This is a genomic window from Empedobacter sp. UBA1574 (assembly GCF_002322895.1).
Classification (GTDB): domain Bacteria; phylum Bacteroidota; class Bacteroidia; order Flavobacteriales; family Weeksellaceae; genus Empedobacter; species Empedobacter falsenii_B.
Genome location: NZ_DCOI01000024.1, coordinates 1 through 23020 on the forward strand (window position 1 = coordinate 1; position 23020 = coordinate 23020).

Annotated in this window: 28 protein-coding genes; 17 read left to right on the plus strand and 11 right to left on the minus strand. The window is 31.0% G+C overall.

Features of this window, described 5'->3' with window-relative positions; all coding sequences use genetic code 11:
* The 4 genes from B3578_RS06800 to B3578_RS06815 all read left to right on the plus strand — a co-directional run.
* On the plus strand, positions 1-1293 hold a 1293-nt coding region (locus B3578_RS06800; protein WP_291047508.1), incomplete at its 5' end, for a hypothetical protein.
* Positions 1286-3124 (plus strand): T9SS type B sorting domain-containing protein, encoded by a 1839-nt coding sequence (locus B3578_RS06805; RefSeq protein WP_219035208.1) that lies wholly within the window; start codon positions 1286-1288, stop codon positions 3122-3124. The genes B3578_RS06800 and B3578_RS06805, both read left to right, overlap by 8 nt.
* A 17-nt stretch (positions 3125-3141) precedes the next feature.
* Positions 3142-4101: a PorP/SprF family type IX secretion system membrane protein gene (locus B3578_RS06810; RefSeq protein ID WP_219035207.1), complete on the plus strand. Its 960-nt coding sequence runs from the start codon at positions 3142-3144 to the stop codon at positions 4099-4101.
* Between the two features lie 11 nt (positions 4102-4112).
* A complete protein-coding gene (locus tag B3578_RS06815) occupies positions 4113-4757 on the plus strand; it encodes a hypothetical protein (RefSeq protein WP_219035206.1) in 645 nt (214 codons plus the stop codon).
* Positions 4758-4794: 37 nt separating this feature from the next.
* Here B3578_RS06815 and B3578_RS06820 read toward each other — a convergent pair whose 3' ends face one another.
* The 3 genes from B3578_RS06820 to B3578_RS06830 form a co-directional block, all read right to left on the minus strand.
* Positions 4795-5736, minus strand: a complete 942-nt coding sequence (locus tag B3578_RS06820) for a PstS family phosphate ABC transporter substrate-binding protein (protein ID WP_135834485.1) — start codon at positions 5734-5736, stop codon at positions 4795-4797.
* Positions 5720-5914 carry a C4-dicarboxylate ABC transporter gene (locus B3578_RS06825; RefSeq protein WP_135834486.1) on the minus strand — a complete coding sequence of 65 codons (195 nt, stop codon included), beginning with the start codon at positions 5912-5914 and terminating at the stop codon, positions 5720-5722. Before B3578_RS06825 ends, B3578_RS06820 begins: the two co-directional genes overlap by 17 nt.
* 177 nt (positions 5915-6091) lie before the next feature.
* Complete coding sequence (locus tag B3578_RS06830) at positions 6092-7090, minus strand: energy transducer TonB (RefSeq protein WP_291047510.1); 999 nt, start codon at positions 7088-7090, stop codon at positions 6092-6094.
* Between the two features lie 64 nt (positions 7091-7154).
* Between B3578_RS06830 and B3578_RS06835 the strand changes: the two genes are divergently transcribed.
* The 9 genes from B3578_RS06835 to B3578_RS06875 all read left to right on the plus strand — a co-directional run bounded on the left by B3578_RS06835 (position 7155) and on the right by B3578_RS06875 (position 15603).
* The gene (locus tag B3578_RS06835; RefSeq protein WP_286495869.1) at positions 7155-7811 is read left to right on the plus strand and encodes a hypothetical protein; all 657 of its coding nucleotides are present in this window, start codon (positions 7155-7157) and stop codon (positions 7809-7811) included.
* Positions 7812-7922: 111 nt separating this feature from the next.
* Positions 7923-8894: a tryptophan--tRNA ligase gene (gene trpS, locus B3578_RS06840; RefSeq protein WP_286495867.1), complete on the plus strand. Its 972-nt coding sequence runs from the start codon at positions 7923-7925 to the stop codon at positions 8892-8894.
* A 119-nt stretch (positions 8895-9013) separates the two neighbouring features.
* Positions 9014-9343: a HesB/IscA family protein gene (locus tag B3578_RS06845; RefSeq protein ID WP_291047513.1), complete on the plus strand. Its 330-nt coding sequence runs from the start codon at positions 9014-9016 to the stop codon at positions 9341-9343.
* Between the two features lies 1 nt (position 9344).
* Positions 9345-10199, plus strand: coding sequence for a hypothetical protein (locus B3578_RS06850; protein ID WP_291047515.1), 855 nt, complete (start codon positions 9345-9347; stop codon positions 10197-10199).
* A 4-nt stretch (positions 10200-10203) separates the two neighbouring features.
* On the plus strand, positions 10204-11661 hold the full coding sequence (sufB, locus tag B3578_RS06855; protein ID WP_114999857.1) for a Fe-S cluster assembly protein SufB: 1458 nt from the start codon (positions 10204-10206) through the stop codon (positions 11659-11661).
* A 44-nt stretch (positions 11662-11705) separates the two neighbouring features.
* A complete protein-coding gene (locus tag B3578_RS06860) occupies positions 11706-12050 on the plus strand; it encodes a four helix bundle protein (RefSeq protein WP_219035200.1) in 345 nt (114 codons plus the stop codon).
* A 39-nt stretch (positions 12051-12089) separates the two neighbouring features.
* Positions 12090-12845, plus strand: a complete 756-nt coding sequence (gene sufC, locus B3578_RS06865; RefSeq protein ID WP_219035199.1) for a Fe-S cluster assembly ATPase SufC — start codon at positions 12090-12092, stop codon at positions 12843-12845.
* Between the two features lie 78 nt (positions 12846-12923).
* On the plus strand, positions 12924-14243 hold the full coding sequence (gene sufD / locus B3578_RS06870) for a Fe-S cluster assembly protein SufD (RefSeq protein WP_219035198.1): 1320 nt from the start codon (positions 12924-12926) through the stop codon (positions 14241-14243).
* 136 nt (positions 14244-14379) lie between these two features.
* On the plus strand, positions 14380-15603 hold the full coding sequence (locus B3578_RS06875; protein ID WP_257468255.1) for an aminotransferase class V-fold PLP-dependent enzyme: 1224 nt from the start codon (positions 14380-14382) through the stop codon (positions 15601-15603).
* A 77-nt stretch (positions 15604-15680) separates the two neighbouring features.
* Here B3578_RS06875 and B3578_RS06880 read toward each other — a convergent pair whose 3' ends face one another.
* The 3 genes from B3578_RS06880 to B3578_RS06890 form a co-directional block, all read right to left on the minus strand.
* The gene (locus B3578_RS06880; protein ID WP_125349072.1) at positions 15681-16007 is read right to left on the minus strand and encodes a single-stranded DNA-binding protein; all 327 of its coding nucleotides are present in this window, start codon (positions 16005-16007) and stop codon (positions 15681-15683) included.
* Positions 16008-16087: 80 nt separating this feature from the next.
* Positions 16088-16471 (minus strand): DUF3037 domain-containing protein, encoded by a 384-nt coding sequence (locus tag B3578_RS06885; RefSeq protein WP_125349073.1) that lies wholly within the window; start codon positions 16469-16471, stop codon positions 16088-16090.
* On the minus strand, positions 16449-17240 hold the full coding sequence (locus B3578_RS06890) for a HipA family kinase (protein ID WP_219035197.1): 792 nt from the start codon (positions 17238-17240) through the stop codon (positions 16449-16451). Before B3578_RS06890 ends, B3578_RS06885 begins: the two co-directional genes overlap by 23 nt.
* Positions 17241-17349: 109 nt before the next feature.
* Here B3578_RS06890 and B3578_RS06895 point away from each other — a divergent pair, with 109 nt between their 5' ends.
* Positions 17350-17997: a SanA/YdcF family protein gene (locus B3578_RS06895; protein WP_286495865.1), complete on the plus strand. Its 648-nt coding sequence runs from the start codon at positions 17350-17352 to the stop codon at positions 17995-17997.
* 38 nt (positions 17998-18035) lie between these two features.
* Here the strand turns inward: B3578_RS06895 and B3578_RS06900 are convergent, their stop codons facing one another.
* The 3 genes from B3578_RS06900 to B3578_RS06910 form a co-directional block, all read right to left on the minus strand.
* Positions 18036-18566 (minus strand): adenine phosphoribosyltransferase, encoded by a 531-nt coding sequence (locus B3578_RS06900; protein ID WP_219035195.1) that lies wholly within the window; start codon positions 18564-18566, stop codon positions 18036-18038.
* A gap of 93 nt (positions 18567-18659) precedes the next feature.
* Complete coding sequence (locus tag B3578_RS06905; RefSeq protein ID WP_125349076.1) at positions 18660-19088, minus strand: acyl-CoA thioesterase; 429 nt, start codon at positions 19086-19088, stop codon at positions 18660-18662.
* 84 nt (positions 19089-19172) lie between these two features.
* The gene (locus B3578_RS06910) at positions 19173-19433 is read right to left on the minus strand and encodes a hypothetical protein (protein WP_038333588.1); all 261 of its coding nucleotides are present in this window, start codon (positions 19431-19433) and stop codon (positions 19173-19175) included.
* A 255-nt stretch (positions 19434-19688) separates the two neighbouring features.
* Between B3578_RS06910 and dnaA the strand changes: the two genes are divergently transcribed.
* The 3 genes from dnaA to B3578_RS06925 are packed head-to-tail and all read left to right on the plus strand — an operon-like array spanning position 19689 to position 22298.
* On the plus strand, positions 19689-21116 hold the full coding sequence (dnaA, locus tag B3578_RS06915; RefSeq protein ID WP_286495871.1) for a chromosomal replication initiator protein DnaA: 1428 nt from the start codon (positions 19689-19691) through the stop codon (positions 21114-21116).
* An 18-nt stretch (positions 21117-21134) separates the two neighbouring features.
* Positions 21135-21581 (plus strand): low molecular weight protein-tyrosine-phosphatase, encoded by a 447-nt coding sequence (locus tag B3578_RS06920; protein ID WP_219034670.1) that lies wholly within the window; start codon positions 21135-21137, stop codon positions 21579-21581.
* A gap of 9 nt (positions 21582-21590) precedes the next feature.
* Positions 21591-22298: an SAM-dependent methyltransferase gene (locus tag B3578_RS06925; protein WP_286495863.1), complete on the plus strand. Its 708-nt coding sequence runs from the start codon at positions 21591-21593 to the stop codon at positions 22296-22298.
* Positions 22299-22443: 145 nt separating this feature from the next.
* Here B3578_RS06925 and B3578_RS06930 read toward each other — a convergent pair whose 3' ends face one another.
* Entirely contained in the window at positions 22444-22743 is a 300-nt protein-coding gene (locus tag B3578_RS06930) for a type II toxin-antitoxin system RelE/ParE family toxin (RefSeq protein WP_219034672.1), read from the minus strand.
* Positions 22736-22987, minus strand: coding sequence for a type II toxin-antitoxin system ParD family antitoxin (locus B3578_RS06935; protein WP_219034673.1), 252 nt, complete (start codon positions 22985-22987; stop codon positions 22736-22738). The genes B3578_RS06930 and B3578_RS06935 overlap by 8 nt, the downstream gene beginning before the upstream one ends.
* Positions 22988-23020: the final 33 nt, after the last annotated feature.

Sequence of the window (23020 nt, forward strand, 5' to 3'; positions counted from 1 at the left end):
TTTTTAGGGAAGATTACACATCCTTTAATAAATAAAATTAATGATATAGTAACTTCTGGAATAACATTACCTAACGAAAGTGTAAATTCTTTTGTTCCACGTTTAATGAATTGTGAGTTCCATACAACTGGCTATTATAATTTTTATTATTACGTAGCACCGAATGATATGGATTTTGAATTTACATTGAAAGGAAATATTGATAAATTCCATTTTATGTTATGGAGACTTTCGAAAAATTCGAATCCTAATGATATTTTTGTAAGAACAGGTTCAAGTTCTAATGAATATACAACTATAAATCCAATTAGAGCTGTTTATAGTAACATAACAAAAGAGAAGGGTTTAAAGGGTGGTAAATTAAATGATTGTATATCAAATTCTACAGATGGTTTTGTAAGTGCTTTTGAAAATGGAAGTAAGTTAAAAGAAGGAGAAATTATTGTAATAGCAATTTATGGTACAGATAATCCAATTTTAGAGTTAACAATTAGTGGAGCTAAAACAGTAGATAATCTTGTTTTTGATAACCATTGTTATACAGATGATTATTTATTATCAGATGTGAAGACCAAAATTATAAATGATATTAGAGTTTCAGACCCAAGTATAAATGTTGGGAATATAGAATTTTATAAACCAGATAATACATCTACAAATGATAATATCAGCTATATTAACGGAATAGAACAAATTTTGTATGCCAGAGTTTATGATAATTCTAATAAATTAGTTTATATCTATAAATCTATAAAATTCAAATTTATTCCAGAGTTGATTTATACAGTTCAAAACAAAACAGAACAATATTGTGCTACGTCAATAACTTTTTTAAAAGAGGATTTAATTAGTAGAATATCTCCATCTATTAATTCCTCTAAATATGCAGATTATGAAGTATATGTTGATGACGCAATTGTTAATGGAAATATTCCTTTAAATAATTCTAATAATTATAGAATCAAATTAAAATATATTGGTGCTGAGTTCTGTTCTATAGATTTATTTTCAAGAGAAGTTGAATTTAAGCTAATTAACTCAAATCCTATTTTACCTTCTGGAAAATTTGCAGAAGTTTGTAATACTGAAATTTTATCAGAAGCTGAAATTTTAACTGCTTTAGGAGTTGACTCAACTATTTATCGTTTAGTGAATATGCCAACAACACCTTATAATTTTATTGGGAATGAAGCTAAGTTTAATGTTCAGATTGAAGATCGTTCTGATGCATCTTGTACAAGTAATATTGTAGAGTTTACAGTTAAGAAAAAAAACAAATGTAGATTTGGATAATTTGACTTTAACTTTTTGCCGAAGTGATTTTTCTTTTTCTGAATTTGAATTAATCATCAATAATGTAAAAAAGAATGATAATTTAGTTACTATAAATTTGGTTTATAATGGTACAAGTTATATTGAATCACAACTTCAAAATTTGTATAATGAGATTTACAACAATAGAACACAAACAAGTTTTAATTTATCAATTACAGGAAATAAAGCTGGTTTTTGTGAATCTACAGCTCCGTTGAAAATTACGTTAAATGATTCTTCTATTCCTACAAAACCTTTTGAAGTTTTATTCAATCCTGTTTGTTTAGGTGTGACACAAAATTATACTTTTGATATAGATGAAATAAAAGAACATATTAAAGATAAATTTGGAATTTCAAACATTACAGATTTTGATATTTTTAATTTAGATGGAACACCATTTTTACCAGTTAATGTTAATGCAAATTCTAATCAAACATTAAGTTTTAAAATAAAAAAAGTTGGTGAAAGCTGTTTTTCAGAAGATATGTATTTAATTGTAAAAACAGTTAATCAACCAAATGTTGTATCTGCAACATTTTCAGGTGTGTTTTGCGAAGGAGAAACATTAACAATTGATGATGATTTATTAAAAAATAATTTCGGACTAAATGTTTTTGATTACAAAATATTTATTGATGGAACAGAATATATTCAAGGAAATTCTATCCAAAGAATATTGAATTTTGGAGGAAATACTTCTTTGAATATTCCAATTGAATTTAAAAATACATTAAGAGAGATTTGTTTAACAGCTGTAGAATTAACGGTCAATAAAAAACAAGATTTAATTGTTGATGTTCCTTCATTAGAAAGTTATACAAAAGCGAATCCAATTGTTTTTTGTGAAGGTGAAAACGATGATGCGAAAACTCAAATTCAAGCAATTTTAGATTACATTCAAACTAATTATTCTTTAACAAGTTCTAAAACAAAAGATCAAATTTTTGATCAATTTAATTCTAATCAAGGTTCAGTAGATGTTGATTTTTATAATTTGGACTATTGTGGTGTGATTACCTTAAAATTAAACTACAAGAAAAATTCTTTACCTAATATCGAGGTTGAAAATCCAGATCCATTGTGTACAGGAGAAAAATATAAGTTAGATTTTACAACTCAAACAGATTACGATAAGTATTATTATGAGGTAGAAAAAGAAGATGGAACTAGAATTTTAGGAACATATATTTTTGAGCTTGATGCAGGTAATTATAAAATTACAATTGAAGATAAATTATCGGGTTGTTCTATTGTTAAAACGTTAGTTGTTTCTCTTTCAGTATTGCCTACAATTGATAAAATTACAATCAACGAAAAAAGTATAATTGTTTCTGCAAAAGGAAATGGAAAGTTAGAATATGCGTTGTTTGATTCTGATGGAAAAGTAATTGTAGATTGGCAAACAAAGAATGAATTAATTATTCCAGATAATATCAAAAATAATAATTTTACAGTAAGAGTAAGATTGAATAATTGTGGAGTTTCGGAGCGTAAAAATGTTATTTACCTTGCTTTACCAAATGTTGTAACACCAAATAATGATGGTTTTAATGATATTTGGCAACCAATGACAAAAGATGGTAAAGTTACCGATACATCAAATTCGTACAAATTGATTATTTTTGACCGTTACGGAAAACAGATATTGACACAAGAAGGAACAGATATTATAAAATGGGACGGAACGCTAAATGGTAAACCTGTTGCAGATGGGACATATTGGTATTTGTTAGAATTCTCGAAGCAATCAGATGATTTGCAAGTTTTATATTCTGGTAGTATATTAGTTAAACGAAAAATCAATTAATTGATTGAAACATATTTATGAAAAAAATAACACTATTCATATTAACTCTATTCTCACTTTATAAAGTAGAAGCACAACAAGGGTTGCCGTTTTATAATCACTATTTGGTGAGTGATAAAATGTTAATTAATCCTTCGTACGCAGGACAAGACCCGAATGTGATTTCTATAACAGGAACGCATCGCAATCAGTGGGACGATTTACCTGAAAGTCCAAGTACACAAACGGTAAGTGCTCACGGAATTATTGTAGATCGTTTGGCGTTGGGAATGCAATTTTTCAACGATAGAAATGGGGCAGTTAAAATGACTGGTTTCGGAATTAATGCAGCATATCACATTCCTATTGATGATAGAAGTTATGATGGAGATGAAATCAATGTTTTCTCTTTCGGTGTTGGTGCTTCTAATGTTTCGCAACGTTTTGATTATTCAAAAATTATCGCAGAAGATCCGAATGACCCTGCTTTACAAGAAGATAAATATTCTACATATTTTGCGAATTTGGGATTATCTTTCAAATATGCTGGTTTCTCCGCTGGAGTGTCGGTTTTGGATATTCCGTTAAGCCAAAATGTGTATTATGTGAACAATGTAGAGCCTTTGCCAACGTGGTATTATTTCAATGTTGGATATAAATGGAACGTTTCCGAAGGAATTGCGTTAGAACCTTCTTTGGTGTATAATTTGAACTCGAATTCGGAGCGTCATTTGGATATAAACTTGATGTCGCATATTGGTTTTGGAGACAATAATCAAGGCGTTGATATTGGAGTAGGGTACAAGCAAGGAATGGATTCTAAAAATAGCAATCCGTTGTTTGTTTCACCAATCCTAAAGTTTAAAGTTGGTTCTTTAAAAGCTGGAATTTCCTACGATATTGGTTTATCAGATTATCAAGTTGATGGTCGCAAGAACGGAATGTTATTTAGTTTAGGTTTCGATTTGCAAAACCCTTGGGGAGCAAGATTTGATTAATATTATGAATAATGAATAAAATTTTACTTTTAGTCCTATTTATTGTTGGTTGTTCATCTTTTAGTTTTTGTAAGTCAAGTCCAGAAACTAATTTTTGGAATTGGTTTAAAAAAAATGAAAAATACATTTATGATAATATAGATAGCAAAGAATTACAATTAGAATTGTATGATAAGATTAGAAATGAATTAGTAAAGGTTGATTCAAATTTAGCTTTTAATTCAAGTCCAATATTAGAAAATGGGAAAAGAGAATTTACGATTTCGGCTGATGGTTTAAAAGAGAGTTTTGTATCAGTTGAAAAACTAGTTAAACAATCTCCGAAATTCAAAAATTGGAATATTATTGCTTTTCGCCAAAGAATTGGTAATGATAATTTAGGGATTCGTTACAATGATTATGAAATATCTTATGATGATTTGTATTATAAATCGTCTATAAATGAAGGTTTATATGGAATAGATTTATACATCAAGAATTTTGATGGTAGTGGACAAATGCAAAATACAATTTATATTTTACTTGATGCTTTGTTAGGAGAATATGACACAACAATGCGTATAGATTGGATTGAATGGTATAGTTTGAATGAAGAAGATCTGTCTAATTTCAAACATATAATAGAATTAAGAAAAGAGATAGATAATAGAAAATAACCAAAAAAAACCTTCCATTTCGGAAGGTTTTCTGTTTTTATTGTAAGGGTTGTTCTAGATTATTAATTTGAACTTCACGTTTATAAATATAATAAGGTTGAAGACTTTCGCGTGTTACAATTTTTTGTCCACGTTGCGAACCTGCAAACCTTGTGAAACCAGCTCCAATTCCGAAACCAACTTCATTTTTCAAAATATAAATTTGACGATAAAAAGGATAAACACCATATTTCAAATTCGGAATAGTTGGCAATGCTAAATTTCCTTTATCATCTGCAATTGATAATATTTTTACCTTTTTAAGATATTCTTCAACTTTCGGATTTCCTTTATCACTTAAAATATTCAATCCAATAATTCCGATTGCAGTTTTATCTTTTTGTACAAAATCAATCACTTTTTCTGCATCGCCCATAGCTGTTACTTTTGCGCCATTTTCTACAGATAATTTTAATTTATCATTTATTGTATTGTAATTGGCAGAGTTTGGATGATCGTAAACAAATGTTATTTTCGGATCATTTTTATACAAATTATCCTTAATATCATTCATCGAGATAGAGTTGATTGAATTATCAACAGAGGTAATAAAAACTGTTGCGTCTAATGCAATTACAGAAGAAATATATTTTGTTGTTGTTTTATTGAATAAATGTTGTTGTTGAGCTTTTGTTAAAGGCTTACTTACCATCAAAATAGGAATCTTCCCTTCATAAAAATCTTTGATAGCTTTTTCTTCAATCTCTTCGTTAATCGTAATTTTTACATCTGGATAATCAACCATATACATATTTGCTAACGATTGCGCCAAATTCTTAAAGCTTGGATCTACCGTCATTGCCAAATCTCCGTATTCGTGTAAAGCGCGTTTTACAGCAGTTTTTTGTTCAGCTTTTGTCTGTTTTTCTTTGTCTTTACAACTAAAAGTGGAAAAAATAAGAAAGGCCGAAAGTGAAAGTAAACTAATTTTTTTGATCATTTTTATAAGATTTTATACCGCGATAAACACGAAAAGCGCCATAAACAATAAATAAAATACCCAATAACATCGCTTTTATTTCATCTAATTTGATGATGAAAAACTGATATTTCCAAGTAAAAATTCCGATCAAAAAATAACCGAAACCAATCAATCCGTAAACAATATTCTTATTCATAATTCGCAACGAAGTTACAATTTTATTGTGTTAAGATTGACTTAAAACTTAAATTTTATGCGACAAATATACATTTAAAAGAACTTTTTCTGAATAGATATTCAATTTCTTAAACAATAGAAACCATCACACTCAAAAAAATGAATGCAATGGTTTCAGAAAGAAAAGTATTATTAATTATTCGTTTGTTTGAAATCTAACAGGAATTGAAAAGATTAAATTTGCATCCGAACCATCTTCTAATTTTGCAGGCGTTATTTTTTTACCTTTTCTTAGAATTTGTTTATTGATACGCTCCAACGCAGATTTAGCTTCTTTGCCTAAATCTTGATTACTTCCACTTAACGGTTTTACTTGTGAAATTTCTCCATTTTTGTTTACAATAAATTGCATTTTTGCAACCGCTGAACCAATATTATTTCGAGAAGCAGTTTCGGCAAAATCACTTAATTCTCCACCTAACTCTTTCGAGATTTTATCACTCATACATTTTGTTAAAGCTGCATTTCCTTTTTTGCTCTCACTTTCACAACCAGGATAAATTGCCATTACTGCAGCATTTTTCGCTGAAATTGCAACATCAGGTTTTTTAGGTTCTGGAGTTTTTGGACCTTCTGGAATGTCCGTATTTTGTTTACCTACTTTATTTCCTTCGTCACTTACTTCTCCACCACCAACTTGTCCATTAGATTTATCACCATTTCTATTAAAAACGCCTAAATCTTTTCCTTTTAGTTCGTCAACAGATTTTATAGTTTCTTCAACTTTTGGACTTTCTGTTGGAGTTGGAATAATATGTTTCGCCTGATCTGTTTTTAATTGAATTGTTTTTTCTTCCATCGGTGGATCTTCTTTTGGAGGAGTTACTTCTTCTATTTTTTTATCAGGAGGAGTCACATTATCTAAAATAACAATTACACCATCATCTTTTTTTGTTATTTCATTATTCATTGTTTTATTATTTGCATAAATAGTTCCACCAGTAATTAATGCAACAATACCAATCCCAACAAAAAGAGATTTCATCAAATCGTGGTTTGCAACTTGTCTTAGTTGGTACGCACCATATTCTTTGTTTCGGTTTTCGAAAAGAATGTCTAAAAAAGCTTTGTTACTCATATCAATATAATTTAAGGTTAATGAATCTTTTTTCTTTATAGATTCATCTTTTTGCAAAAAGGTTGGTTGAGGTTTGAAAAATTTTCGAAAAAAGTTTAATTTTATTGAAAAGTAGATTTTTATGCAGCTACAAATTGATAAAAAATGCAATCAGAATTGGAACGAAATGAAGGATGCGGAGTCACAACAAAAGTTTTGTGATGTTTGTTCTAAATGTGTTCACAATTTGGACCATTATTCGTTCAAAGAATTAAAAACTTTTCTGAATGATAATCCTACCGCTTGTGTAAAAATTAAAACCAGAAATTTAGAACAATTTAATTCATACGAAGCTTCAAAATCTATTTCTAATCAATCCAAAAGATGGTTACAACTTTCTTCTTTAGTTGGATTTTTAAGCTTTTCAACTATCACAAAAGCACAAACAGAAAATGATTCGATTGTAGTGCAAGGAATTATTAATGATGGTAATGGTTTTCCAGAATATGATATTCCAGTAAATCTTAAAAATTCGAAAAATATTGTATATACAAATGAAAATGGTGAGTTTAAAATAAAGGTTCCGATTAATCAAGATTTTTATACTTTAGAATATGATAGCTATGGAATTAAAGAATTCACTTTTACAAATTCTTCTATATGTCAGAATATAAAAACTGAAACAGGAGATATTGTTTTAGGTGCTGCAGTTGTAAGTTATTATAAATCTCCAACTATTTTAAGAAAATTAAGTCGCACAATTTCTTGGCCATTTCGACAAATTGGAAAGCTTTTTTAGTGCATCCATATGTTTTTCGTCATTCTTGTCAATTAATTCAAATAAACTTCTCGTTACAATTGGTGCATTTCGTTGATTAAGTTTATCTTTGCTTCTTAAATTTTAAAACAAATGCCAAGAATACTTACAGGAGTTCAAGCTACTGGAACTCCGCACTTAGGAAATATTTTAGGAGCAATTTCTCCAGCAATCGAATTAACGGAGAAAGAAGGAAATGACTCTTTCATTTTTATTGCTGATTTACACGCTTTAACGCAAATTAAAGATGCGGAAGTGTTAAAACAAAATACGTACGAAGTGGCTGCAACTTGGCTGGCATTAGGTTTAGATCCTTCGAAAGTAGTTTTTTACCGTCAATCTGATGTGACTGAAACAACAGAATTAACATGGTATTTATTGAACTTCTTTCCATTTCAACGTCTTACTTTAGCGCATTCTTTCAAAGATAAAGCAGATTATTTAGCAGATGTAAATGCAGGATTATTTACGTATCCAATTTTGATGGCTGCGGATATTTTATTGTATGATGCTGAAGTTGTACCTGTTGGGAAAGATCAATTGCAACATTTAGAAATTACACGTAGTGTTGCCGAAAAATTCAATCACCAAATGGGAGAAACTTTTGTTTTACCACAAGCTGCAATTGATGAAAATATTATGTTGATTCCAGGAACTGATGGAAACAAAATGTCTAAATCAAGAAATAATTTTATCAATATTTTCTTACCAGAGAAACAATTGCGCAAGCAAGTAATGTCGATTGAAACGGATTCAACTCCATTAGAAGATCCTAAAAATCCAGATACAGACAATGTTTTTGCTTTATACAAATTATTGGCAACGCCAGAACAAGTAGAGGAAATGCGTCAAAATTATTTGAATGGAGGTTACGGATATGGTCATGCAAAACAGACTTTATACGAATTAATTTTAGAGAAATATGCTGATGCGCGTACTAAATTTGATGAGTTGATGAATGATAAAGTGACTTTGGATGCATTTTTAGAAAATGGTGCATTGAAAGCAAGAGATGTTGCACAAAAAGTATTGAAACGTACGCGAAACAAATTGGGATTGAAGTAATTTGATCAAATTGTAAGTTGGCGATAAATAATATAACTTAAGCGATTGTTAATATTTATATCGTTCATTATTTGAAGTCATTTTAAATAAGTATCTTTGCAATATAAAATTAGAATCAAATGATTAAGGTTTCAGAATCAGCAAAAAATAAAATAATATCACTTTTACAAGAAGAAGGAACTTCTATAGAAGAATCTTTTGTTCGCGTAGGAGTTACGAGTGGAGGATGTTCAGGTTTAAACTATAATTTAGAGTTTACGAAAGAACAAAGTGCAGAAGACAAATTGTTTGACGACAATGGTGTAAGAATTTTGGTTGACAAAAAATCATTCTTATACCTTGTTGGAATGACATTAGAATATTCAGGAGGGTTGAATGGAAAAGGTTTCGTGTTCAATAATCCAAATGCATCTCGCACGTGTGGTTGTGGAGAAAGTTTTGCAGTTTAAGATGAAAAAAATAGCTTTATTCGTTACGTTTTTGATTGGTTTTGTCGCTTTTGGACAAAATACAATTGTAGAAAAAGATTTGATGGTTTTTCAACCAACAGAATCTTCAAAAAAGTTGAATAAAGCTTATTCAGAACATATGTTTTTCGGTTTGTTTAATGTAAAACCTTTTATAAAAGCGTTAGACTTAGACGAATCAAAAATCAAAACAATTACCATTACCAATGCATCAAACAAAAAAGTTGCGTACAAAGCAAATTATGATGCGACAGGAAATCTTCTTGATTTTGAATTGACAGATGAGGTTGCAACGCCAACTAAAGTAAATTATACGTATAAAGATGGTGTAATTTCTGCCGAAACGATTGCAAGAAAAGGAAGTGAAGTAAAAACAAATCAATTCTTTTACAACCAAGAAAATATGTATGTCAAAAACGGAAATAAACTTTTTGATATCATTTGGTTAGAAGGAGATGTGATGTTGAAGAAAACCTATATGGAGCAGAAAATTGGTTTTGAAGACCGATTAATGCACGATTGTAGAATTACAAAATCATTAGGTCAAGACATAAATAAGATTTGTTATAGCAATTCGACATTTAAGGTGCCATTCAAAATAAAAGAATATACGCCAGATGTTGCACCAAAAACAGAAAGAATTAATTTGGTAGAAGGACCTTTGTCAGAAATTAAATTAATTGCTCAAAATAAATATCAGATTTCGAAAAATAATCAACCACAATTTGAGGTGATTTTAGATCAAAATCAACGATTAAAAGAATTCAAATTTTTAGGAAATAAAGCTAATAAACAGCAACCTTTACAGTTTAATTTTACCTATACATTTTATAAATAATAAGATGAGTAACACAAAATATACAGAAGACGATCTACGTGAAGATCTTGCTAGCCAAAAGCAATATGAGTTTGGTTGGACGACTGAAATGGAATATGAAGAATTCCCAGTTGGATTGAATGAAGATATCGTGCGTGCTATTTCAGCCAAAAAAGAGGAGCCTGAGTGGATGACGGAATGGCGTTTGGAAGCTTACCGCGCTTGGGTTAAAATGGAAGAACCAGAATGGGCAAACGTAACTTACGAAAAGCCAGATTTTCAGGCTATTCAGTATTATGCAGCTCCAAAACCAAAGAAAGAATTAGCAAGTTTAGACGAAGTTGATCCTGAATTATTAAAAACTTTCGAGAAATTAGGAATTTCTTTAGATGAACAAAAACGTTTGTCTGGAGTTGCGATTGATGTGGTTTTTGATTCAGTTTCAGTAAAAACAACTTTCCGCGAAACATTAGCAGAAAAAGGAATTATTTTTATGTCAATTTCGGAAGCAATTAAAGAACATCCAGAATTGGTGAAAAAATACATTGGTAAAGTAGTTCCGCCAACAGATAACTTTTATGCAGCTTTAAACTCGGCAGTTTTCTCGGACGGATCATTCTGTTATATTCCAAAAGGTGTTCGTTGTCCAATGGAATTATCAACGTATTTCCGTATCAACTCTGCAGGAACAGGACAGTTTGAGCGTACTTTATTAATTGCGGACGAAGGTGCTTATGTTTCGTATTTAGAAGGTTGTACAGCGCCAATGCGTGATGAAAACCAATTACACGCTGCTGTGGTTGAGTTAATCATTATGGATGATGCTGAGATCAAATATTCTACTGTACAAAACTGGTATCCTGGTGATGATAAAGGAAAAGGTGGAGTTTTCAACTTTGTAACAAAACGTGCAGTTTGCGAGAAAAATGCAAAAGTATCGTGGACGCAAGTTGAAACAGGTTCTGCGGTAACATGGAAATATCCATCTTGTATCTTAAAAGGAGATAATTCGGTAGGTGAGTTTTACTCAATTGCGGTAACAAATAATTATCAACAAGCGGATACAGGAACAAAAATGATTCACATCGGTAAGAATACGAAATCGACAATTATTTCGAAAGGTATTTCTGCTGGTAAATCTCAAAACTCTTACCGTGGTTTGGTGAAAGTGATGAAAAACGCTGAAGGAGCACGTAACTTCTCTCAATGTGATTCATTGTTGATGGGTAACGAGTGTGGTGCGCATACTTTCCCTTACATCGAAATCGAAAATAAATCGGCTCAATTAGAACACGAAGCAACAACTTCTAAAATTGGTGAAGATCAATTGTTCTATTGTAATCAACGTGGTATCGATACTGAAAAAGCGATTGCATTAATCGTAAACGGATTTAGCCGCGAAGTATTAGACAAATTACCAATGGAGTTTGCCGTTGAAGCGAAAAAATTATTAGAAATCTCATTAGAAGGTTCTGTAGGATAGTTATTAATAATGAGTTGATGTGATAATTTGTTAATGAGTTAATGATGGAAAAAGATAATATCATTTTAAAATTAACTTTAGAATTTTCACTATTAATTATAGAATATTGTGAAGAACTTGAATTGGATAAGAAATTTGTTATTTCAAATCAATTATTAAAATCAGGAACTTCAATAGGAGCAAATATTAGAGAAGCTCAAAACGCTGAAAGCTTGAATGATTTTATTCACAAGTTTAAGATTGCAGCAAAAGAAATTGATGAAACCAAGTATTGGTTAGAATTATGTCAATTATCTAAAAATTATCCAAATACAGAAAGTTTATCTGATAAATTGGTAAACATTTCTAAAATTGTGAATAAAATTATAAGTACATCAAAATCAAGATAATTAAAGAATTATCACATTAACTAATTTACAAATTAGATTATGTTATTAAATATAAAAGACTTACATGCTCGTATCGAAGAGCGCGAAATTTTAAAAGGTTTAAACCTTCAAATTAATCCAGGTGAAGTTCACGCGATTATGGGACCTAATGGTGCAGGAAAATCAACTTTATCTAACGTTATTACAGGTAAAGAAGATTACGAAGTAACCGATGGTGATATCGAGTTTGATAATGAATCAATCTTAGAATTAGCACCAGAAGAAAGAGCACAAAAAGGAATTTTTATGTCTTTCCAATATCCAATCGAAATTCCTGGAGTTTCTGTAACAAACTTCATCAAAACTTCTATCAACGAAACGCGTAAAGCGCAAGGTTTAGAAGAAATGGGAGCTTCTGAAATGTTGAAAGAAATTCGTGCAAAAGCTGAATTATTAGGAATCAAAAAAGATTTCTTATCTCGTTCGCTTAACGAAGGTTTCTCTGGAGGTGAGAAAAAACGTAACGAAATTTTCCAAATGTTAATGTTAAACCCAAAATTAGCCATCTTAGATGAAACTGATTCTGGTTTAGATATTGATGCTTTACGTATTGTTGCGGATGGTGTAAACGAATTCAAAAATGAAAACAATGGAGTGTTAGTAATTACACACTACCAACGTTTATTAGACTATATCGTTCCTGATTTTGTACACGTTTTAGCAGACGGAAAAATCATTAAATCTGGTGGTAAAGAATTAGCTTTAGAATTAGAAGCAAAAGGTTACGACTGGGTAAAAGAAGAAGCAGGAATCTAAACATTTTGTAAAATGTAAAATGTATTAAGTCCAAAGTACTTTTTACTTCTTACATAATACATTAATACAATATCTAAAATGATTGATTTAAAAGAAAATTTAGTTTCTCGTCATTTAGTGTTCAACGAAAAAAACAAAGTGAATAAAGAAATCGAAGGTTTACGTCAAGAAGCCATCGAAATCTTTAATCAAAAAGGTTTTCCGACACGTAAAGACGAAGAATGGAAATATACAAATCTTGCTCCTTTGTTGAAGGTGGATTACAAATTGTTCCCAGAAGACGAAGTTGCAATTGAGTACAAAGACATCAAGAAATATTTGATTAATGATATCGATACGTACACAATCGTATTCATTAATGGAAAATATTCTTCGTTTTTGTCAAATACAACACATGATGAAGCTGATATTTGTGTCTTGTCAAGCGCAATGCATAAAACAACTCATCAAGCTGTAATTGAGAATTATTACGGAAAAATTGCGAAAAAAGGTGAAAGTTTAGTTGCTTTAAATACAGCTTTTGCAAAAGATGGAGCTTACATTTATGTTCCAAATAATGTAATTTTATCTAAGCCAATTCAGATTGTTTATTTCTCAACAGGAGCTTCTCAAGAAGCGATGTATCAACCACGTAATTTGGTTGTAGTTGGAGATAATGCGCAAGTTCAAATTATCGAAAGACATCAAACATTAGACGAAAAAGCAAACTTAACAAATGTTGTTTCGGAGGTGAATGTTGGACGTAATTCTGAGATTCATTGGTACAAATTCCAAAATGATTCTAACGATGCTTCTTTAGTTGATAATACATACATCAATCAAGAAAGAGATTCTCGTGCCAATGTATTTACGTTTGCTTTTGGAGGAAAAATTGTACGTAACAATTTGAATTTCTTCCAAAATGGAGAAAATTGTAACTCTGTAATGGACGGAATTACGGTGATTGATGGAAAACAACATATCGATCATCATACATTTGTGGAGCATAATTTCCCGAATTGTGAGTCGCACGAATTGTACAAAGGAATTTATGATGAGAAAGCGCAAGGAGTTTTCAATGGTAAAATCTATGTTCACAAAGAAGCGCAAAAATTGAATGCATTCCAACAAAATAATAATGTTTTATTATCTGATGGAGCTTCAATTAATACAAAACCTCAATTAGAGATTTTTGCTGATGATGTAAAATGTTCGCACGGATGTACAGTTGGACAATTAGAAGAAGAATCTTTGTTCTATATGCAACAACGTGGTATTCCAAAGAAAGAAGCGAAAGCAATGTTATTGTATGCCTTTGCTGCAGACGCTTTGCGACATGTACAAATTCCACAAATCTCAAATCGAGTTAACTCTATAATTGCAAAAAAATTAGGAGTTAGTTTAGATTTCGAATTATAAAATATAGTTCTGAGTTATAAGTAATAAGTTTTAAGTTGAACTTATTTTGAAATATAAAGTAAGTATTTGAAACTATTTTGAATACTTACTTTTTTATTACACATCACTCATAACTCATTACTCAAAACTTAAAAAAATGTCAATAGATATTCAACAAATAAGAAGTCAATTTCCAATTTTAAATAGAGAAGTCAACGGAAAACCATTGGTTTATTTAGATAATGGTGCAACTTCTCAAAAACCGAAAGTTGTTTTAGATGTTTTGGACGAATATTACGAAAAGTACAATGCAAATGTACATCGTGGAATTCATACATTAAGTCAAGAAGCAACAGATTTGATGGAAGAATCGCGTCGTAAGATTCAGAAATTTATCAATGCGAAACACGATTACGAAATTATTTTTACGCGTGGAACGACGGAAGGAATTAATTTAGTTTCTAATTCACTTCGTAATGTTTTATCAGCCGATGATGAAATTATTATTACCGAAATCGAGCATCATTCTAATATCGTTCCTTGGCAATTGTTGTGTCAGCGAACTGGTGCTAAACTAAAATATATTCCGTTAACTGCAGAAGGTATTTTGGATATTGAGAAGTTGGATGATTTATTGACAGATAAAACCAAATTAGTTTGTGTTAATCAAGTTTCAAATGCATTAGGTGTTGTAAATCCGATCAAAACAATTATCGAAAAAGCGCATGCAAAAGGTGCTTGGGTTTTGATTGATGCGGCACAATCTGCTCCACATACTGCAATTGATGTTCAAGCAATGGATTGTGATTTCTTGGTTTTTTCTGGTCATAAAATGTACGGTCCAACTGGAATCGGTATTTTGTATGGAAAAGAAGATATTTTGAATGAATTACCACCTTTCCACGGAGGAGGAGAGATGATAAAAGATGTAACAATGGAGGTTTCAACATACGCTTGTTTACCTTTCAAATTCGAAGCTGGTACACCAGATATTGCAGGAATTATCGGACTTGGAGCTGCGGTAGATTTTATCAATTCTATTGGAATGCAAACGATTCACGATTACGAAAAAGAATTGGTAGATTATACAATTCAACGTCTATCAGAATTTGATGAAGTGGAGATTTATGCAAAAGATGCAGAACATTCTGGCGCAGTTTCTTTCAACTTAAAATTTGACGGCGTTCATTCATCTGATGTCGGAATGATTTTGGATAAAAAAGGAATTGCTGTTCGTACTGGTCATCATTGTGCACAACCAATTATGCAGCATTTCAATATTCCGGGAACGGTACGAGCTTCATTCGCTGTTTATAATACAAAAGAAGAAATAGATACATTTATTGAAGGTCTAAAAACCGCGATTCGAATGTTAGGATAATTCATATTCCAAATTTATTTTGGAATCTTATAAAATAATAAAAGGGAAACATCACTGTTTCCCTTTTATTTTAAACGCTAAAGAAGTACAATTTCATCAATTATAATTTCTGTAATCGTTTTTTGTTGACCATCTTTATCTTGATAATCTCGGTAAGTCAATTTGCCTTCTATAGCAAGTTGCTTCCCTTTTTCTACATGTTTTTCGATCACATTTACAATTGGTCCGTAAGCAACTAAATTGTGCCACGTCGTTTGCTGAACTTTCTCACCTTTGCTATTTGTGTAGCTTTCGTTCGTTGCTAGACTAAATTTTGTAAACTTCTTTTCGTTTTCTAATGTTTTAACATCAGGATTGCTACCAACATTCCCAATTAGCTGAACTTTGTTTCTTAATGTACTCATGGCGATAAATAATTTAAAATTAATGTATGACCAAATTTAAGAAAATATTTTTAAAACATTCGTTTTTAAGCGTTTAACTTTTATAAAACATGTTCTTTATATAATTGATCCAAGGTTTTATCAAGGTTTGTTGTTTTACCAGGATGCGGACGAGAACTTTGGATAGACGAACTTCTGACAGCTGTTAACCAACGAAAACGTTCAGGGGTTTCGAAATTAGATACAGCAGATTCGGGATGAATTCCTTCGGCAATTTTAGACAAAGCATTCAAATTACTGTCAATAAAATCAAGATCTAATTCGTGGCAAAAAGCATTGATTCTACTATCATTAATAAAATATTTTACTTTCAAATAATCTTCTTTTTTCGAAAATAAAATTACTCCAACATTGATAAACTCTTCGCGTTCAACTTTAGGAACCAAACGAAGAATTGCATACTCATATAAGATTTTTTCTGGCATTATTCGCTTCGTTTATAAAAAGTTCGGAATGTTGTAATCGTGTTTTGATAAATGTTTTGTAAACCGTTCTCATTTCTTCGTGAGTAGCATGTGTAACTTCTGTTTCTAACCATTCATCAGGAATCAAATCGACAATTTTATCAATGATTTCATCATTCAAAATCGCTTTAAATTCTGTATCAACTTCTTCAAGTTTTGTAGCATTTTTCAATAGAACATGGTCTTTAATTGGCGTAAAGGGTGCAAGAGCTGCTTTTTCCCAATTGTCCCACGAATGATGAAAATAATAGGAAGCACCATGATCAATCAACCACAATTCTTTGTGCCACATTAACATATTTGTATTGCGAAAAGTACGATCAACATTCGTCAAAAAAGCATCTAACCAAACAATTTGAGAAGATAATTTATCATCAATTTTCATTACAGCAGGATCATAATTGATTGCACCAGATAAATAATGCAAAGCCAAATTAGTTCCTTCGCTAAATTTTAACAAATCCTGAATTTCTTCATCAGCTTCGGATTGACCAAAATATTCGTCCAAATTTGCAAAAACTAATTCAGGAACTTTAAATCCTAAAACACGTGCAATTTCTCCTCCTAATAATTCAGAAATCAGCATGCGAGGACCATGACCAGCACCTTTAAATTTTAAAACATATTTAAAACCGTCATCTGCATCAGCTAGTGCAGGCAAAGAACCACCTTCGCGCAAAGGTTGCAAATAGCGTTCAACGGTAACTGTTCTTAACTCAATCTCATTCATTCTCTAAAATTACGATGAAAAATTTAAAATAATTTTCACATTTATAATTTTTAAATATCACTAAACTTATAGACTGTTGAATGTTAAAATTTTTTAAAACAAAAGATAGTTGAGTAAACTTGTAAAAATAGGAAGATTTGTAATGCGTAAAAGTATGTTTATCGCTGGATTAATAGCGGTTTTTACTTTGATCGTTGCATTGATTATTCAAGTTTTTACTTCGTATTACATTTACAATTATCAAGGAAATATTCCGTCAGATTATCGTGTGGCAGTTGTTTTTGGTGCAAAAGTGCAAGCTAATGGACAACCAACTCGTTTTTTGAAAGATCGTTTGGATGCTGCAATTCGACTTTACAAAGAGGATCAAGTGGATGTAATTTTACTTTCTGGAGAAAAACTTCACGAGAATTTTAATGAAATTGATGTGATGGAAAAATACTTGTTGGATAGAGGTGTCAAAATTGAAGATACTTATCTAGATGGAGCAGGTTTGGATACATATAGCACAATCTACAGAACCAAAAATATTTATCAATTTGATAAAGTGATTTTAATTTCTCAATCTTATCATCTCAAAAGAGCGCTTTTCTTAGGAAAAGTTTTCGGATTGGATTGTATTGGATATAATGCGGATAGCGGACCTTATAAAACGGAAGGTAAACAGAGTTTTAGAGAAATTTTAGCGAATATAAAAGCTTTGTTGGATATTGGTAATGAAAGAGCGCCAGAAGTGATTATAGCGCCTAAAAAATAAAAAAAACTCCGCTCAAAATTTTGAGCGGAGTTTTTAGTTTAATATTCTGTTAAAGTAACAATATCAGTTGTAAAAGATGTTAATTTATCTTTACCATGTAGGAAAGTTAAATCAACAATAAAAGAAAACTGTGTTGTTTTTCCACCACATTTTTCTACCAATTTAGCACAAGCTTCGGCAGTTCCACCAGTTGCTAAAACATCGTCGTGAATTAGAACTCGCGCACCATCTTTGATGTAATTCGAATTTACTTCGATAGTTGCTTGTCCATATTCCAAATCATAAGATTGACTAATTGTTGGAGGAGGTAATTTACCAGCTTTACGAATTAATACAAAAGGAACTTTTAATTTTTGTGCAATCTGAATTCCGTACAAAAATCCACGGCTTTCAATTCCACAAACAATATCCACTTTACCTTTTGCTTTTTCTACAAAAGCGTCTACAATTTCATTCGAAAGTTCAGAATTTAAGAACAATGGAGTAATGTCTTTGTAGACAATTCCTTCTTTTGGAAAATCGATAACGTCTACAATCGTTTGATTGATTTTTTCTTGAAGTGTTGACATTCGTTTTTAATCATGTTTTGTTAAGGAACAAATTTAATGAGAAATCATTTGCAAGAATTTGTTTTAACGAATAATTAATGATTCTAAATAATATTATAAACCTAAACTTGTCCAAATACGTTCTGGAATACGAACAGGACGACGAGTTTCGGCATCAATACAACATAAAATAGTGTATCCTTGATTAATTATTTTTCCCACTTCATTATATATATTGTAATCAAATCGAATGCGAACACCTTTGTCACGCTCATGAACTGTTGTTTCAATTTCGATTAATTCATCGTACAAAGCGCTACCAATATATTTTGTATGCATTTCAATAATTGGCATCTGAATTCCCATTGCTTCCAATTCAGCATAAGGAAAACCACGTTTGCGCATCAATTCTACACGACCAATTTCATAAAACTCAGGATAATTTCCATAATAAACCACTTTCATTTGATCGGTGTGTTTATATAGAATACGAGTTTTGGTGCGAAAAACATTTAATTGTTCGGTTTCTTCTATCTTCTCCATAATTTTCTAAAACATCATTTTAATCTTCAAAAGTAGAGAACAAAAAAAAGACTTTATCATTAATTATATAAAAAATGAAAAAGTCTATTCAGTAATTTTTTTGTAATCCATCCAACTAAAAGAAGTTTGCGAAGAATCTTTTTGCTCTTCTTTTAAGAAATCATATTGAATTTGAATAATTGTTTTGAAAGTAGGATTTGCTATTTCATAATAAAAAGTCCTTACATTTTTTTCTTCACCTTGTTCAATTCGTAAAAGAGAAAAATTATTTTTGATGCCCAAATCATTTAAATGATTTTCTACTTTGATAATTGCGAAGTCAATTTTTTCTTGTGTAATTTCCATAGTGATACAAAAATAAGAATTAATAGTTTTATAAGCCAAAATATGTCCGAAAAGATTATCTTTGCAGTATTTTTTTTTTATCTAAAACTACTTATTGATTATTTTTAATTATACAAAGTATTTTTTAATATATCAATACCTAAATCATTTTTTTTATTCAAAATTTGTTCACAATTTTGTAGAGAAGGGTTGATGAAAATTTAACATTGACTTTCAGTATTTTACATTAAAACTTAAGCACTTTTGGACAATATTATGACGATAACTGCAAATTCTGTGTGGGAAAAATGCTTGTCTTTTATAAAAGACAACATTGCAGAAGATGCCTTCAATACTTGGTTTGTACCGATACGTCCGGGCAAACTAAATAATAATGTTTTAACAATACAAGTACCAAGTAAATTTTTTTACGAATGGTTAGAGGAGCATTATATCAAAATTTTAAAAAGTGCCTTACAAAAAGAATTAGGTTCTGATGCAAAATTGGTATACAGTATTTTGATGGATCAAAAGTCGCAAGGACGTGAGCCATTCACGGTACGTATTCCAAGTTCGAACAAAGAAAAACCTCGCCCACAAGAGGTAGAAGCGCCAATTAATTTGCAAGCTGGTAAAATGATGAATCCTTTCGTTATTCCAGGATTGCAAAAATTAAAAATTGATTCGCAATTAAATCATAATTATACATTCAATAATTTTATCGAAGGAGAATCAAACCGATTAGCACGTGCGGCTGGTCGTGCGATTGCCAAACGCCCAGGAGGAACTTCGTTCAATCCACTATTCATCTATGGTGGAGTAGGGTTAGGAAAAACTCATTTGGTGCATGCGATAGGTTTAGAAGTAAAAGATTTACACCCAGAGAAAACTGTTTTGTATGTTTCAACTGAGAAATTTACACAACAATTTATTGAAGCTGTAAAAAATAATAATCAAAATGATTTCATTCACTTTTATCAAATGATTGATGTTTTGATTATGGATGATATTCAGTTTTTATCTGGAAAAGCAAAAACGCAAGAAGTTTTTTTCCATATATTTAACCATTTACATCAAAGAGGAAATCAGATTATTTTGACTTCGGATAAATCTCCAGCAGATATTCAAGATATGGAAGATCGATTAATTTCTCGTTTCAAATGGGGATTATCAGCCGATTTGCAAAACCCTGATTACAATACACGTCTTTCAATTTTGAAACAAAAATTAGAAAACGATGGTATCGAATTTCCTGATGAAGTAATGGATTATATCGCACAAAATATTGATACAAATGTGCGTGAATTAGAAGGTTCATTAAACTCAATCATTGCGCAAGCAACGTTGAATAAACGTGAAATTACCTTAGATTTAACATCACGTACGTTATCTAAATTAGTACAAACAGCTCGCAAAGAAATCTCGATTGATTACATTCAGAAAACAGTTTGTGAATACTTTAAAGTGAAGATTGAAGATATTCAGTCAAAAACACGTAAACGTGATGTCGTACAAGCGCGTCAATTAGCAATGTATTTTGCAAAACAATATACAAAAGCGTCTTTGGCAAGTATTGGAACACAAATCGGTAAACGTGATCACGCAACAGTTTTACACGCTTGTAAAACAGTGAAAAATTTACAAGAAACGGACAAGCAATTTCGTGGTTATATTGAAGATATTTCACGTAAAATTTCAGATTAATCTATAAATATTTTTTCAATGAAAATTTTGATGGTTTGTTTAGGTAATATTTGTCGTTCTCCGTTGGCAGAAGGAATTTTACAATCAAAGGTTGGCGACAATCATTTGGTAGATTCTGCTGGTACGGGTGATTGGCATGTTGGTGAACAACCAGATAGACGCTCGGTTGCGGTTGCTAAAAAATATGGTGTTGATATTTCTGATCAACGTGCAATGCATTTCAATCCAATTTTTTTCGATGAGTTTGATTTAATCTTTGCAATGGATAAACAAAATTTAATTAATTTGCAACAATTAGCTCGAAGCGAAGAGGAGCAAAGTAAAATCAAATTGATCTTGAAAGATGGAATAGGGCAAACGCAAAATGTTCCTGATCCTTACTACGATGGAGAAGATGCTTTCGAGCATGTTTATCAATTATTAGATGAAGCCACAGACGGAATCATCAAAAAATATAATCTTTAAAATTATACAATGAAAACGGCTAAAGTTTATTTGATTCCTTCACTTTTAGGTGAAAGCGAACACAGTAGAGTATTGCCTTTATACAATCTTGACATTATTCGAGCAATTGATACGTTTGTGGTAGAAAACGAAAAATCTGCACGTAAATTTATCAAACAAGTTTGCCCCGAAAAAGTTCAAGCCGATTTAGATATTTACATTCTAAACAAAGATACAGAGCCAGAAGAAATGTTAGATTTGATCAAATTATTTGATCAAAACAAAACGATCGGAATTATTTCCGAAGCTGGTTTGCCTGCGGTTGCAGATCCGGGTGCGCAGTTGGTAAAAGTTGCGCAACAGAAACGCATCCAGGTAGTTCCTTTGGTTGGTCCATCGTCGATTTTGTTGGCGTTAATGGCTTCTGGAATGAATGGTCAAAACTTTGCTTTTCACGGTTATTTACCAATCGATAAAACAGAACGTAAAAAGAAATTAGCGCATTTGGAAGCTGAAAGCGCGAAAACGGGAATTGCTCAAATTTTTATGGAAACGCCTTATCGTAACAATCAAATGGTAGACGATTTAACGAAGATTCTTCGTGCCGAAACCAAGATTTGTGTCGCGTGCCACATTACATTAGAGGACGAAGATATCCGCACGTTATCGATCAAAGAGTGGAAAAATGAAAAGTATGATTTTCATAAACGTCCTGCTATTTTTGTGATGCAAGCTTAAAATTTTATAATATAGATCAACACTTCGTGTTGCTTTTCACGAGTCGTTTATCCAAAGTAAATAAAATAGCCAACTTGAAAAAGTTGGCTTTCTCGTATAATCGTTTTTTGCGGTGAAAATAGTTGAAGTGAGAAAATTAAAAAGTTTATTCTTTTATACGATTCTTCAAATCCATTTCCGCACCGAGAATTCTTGTTATTTCAATTTCATCTTTAGTTAGAATTCTATAAAAGATAATGTGTTGATTGGCTAAAAATCCGTAAAGTTCAGAATTAATCTCACTATAATTTCTTCCAATCATGGGGTTTTCGGCTAATAACTGACAAAAATTGATTAGTTCTTCATAATATTTATCCGCTTGATTCTGTGACCACAATTCAAACGTATATTCATATATTTTCGAAAGATCTTCAACAGCTTTATTTGTCAAGAAATACTTAGCCATTATTTTTTATTTTGGCTTTCAAAGTTTCGAGGTGTTTTTTTGCATCAAAATCCTCTGCAATTCCACTATCTATACCTTCTTGTATCGAATTTTTCAATAACTGAATTTTATCTTCTTCTTCTTCCAAAAGTCTCAAACCAGCTCTAATAACCTCACTTGCATTTTTGTATCTTCCTTGAGAGACTTTTGTATCAACAAATTCTTCAAAATAATTTCCCAAAGAAACAGATGTATTTCGTCCCATAACGTCTTATTTAGTTTAATAAAATAAAGTTAC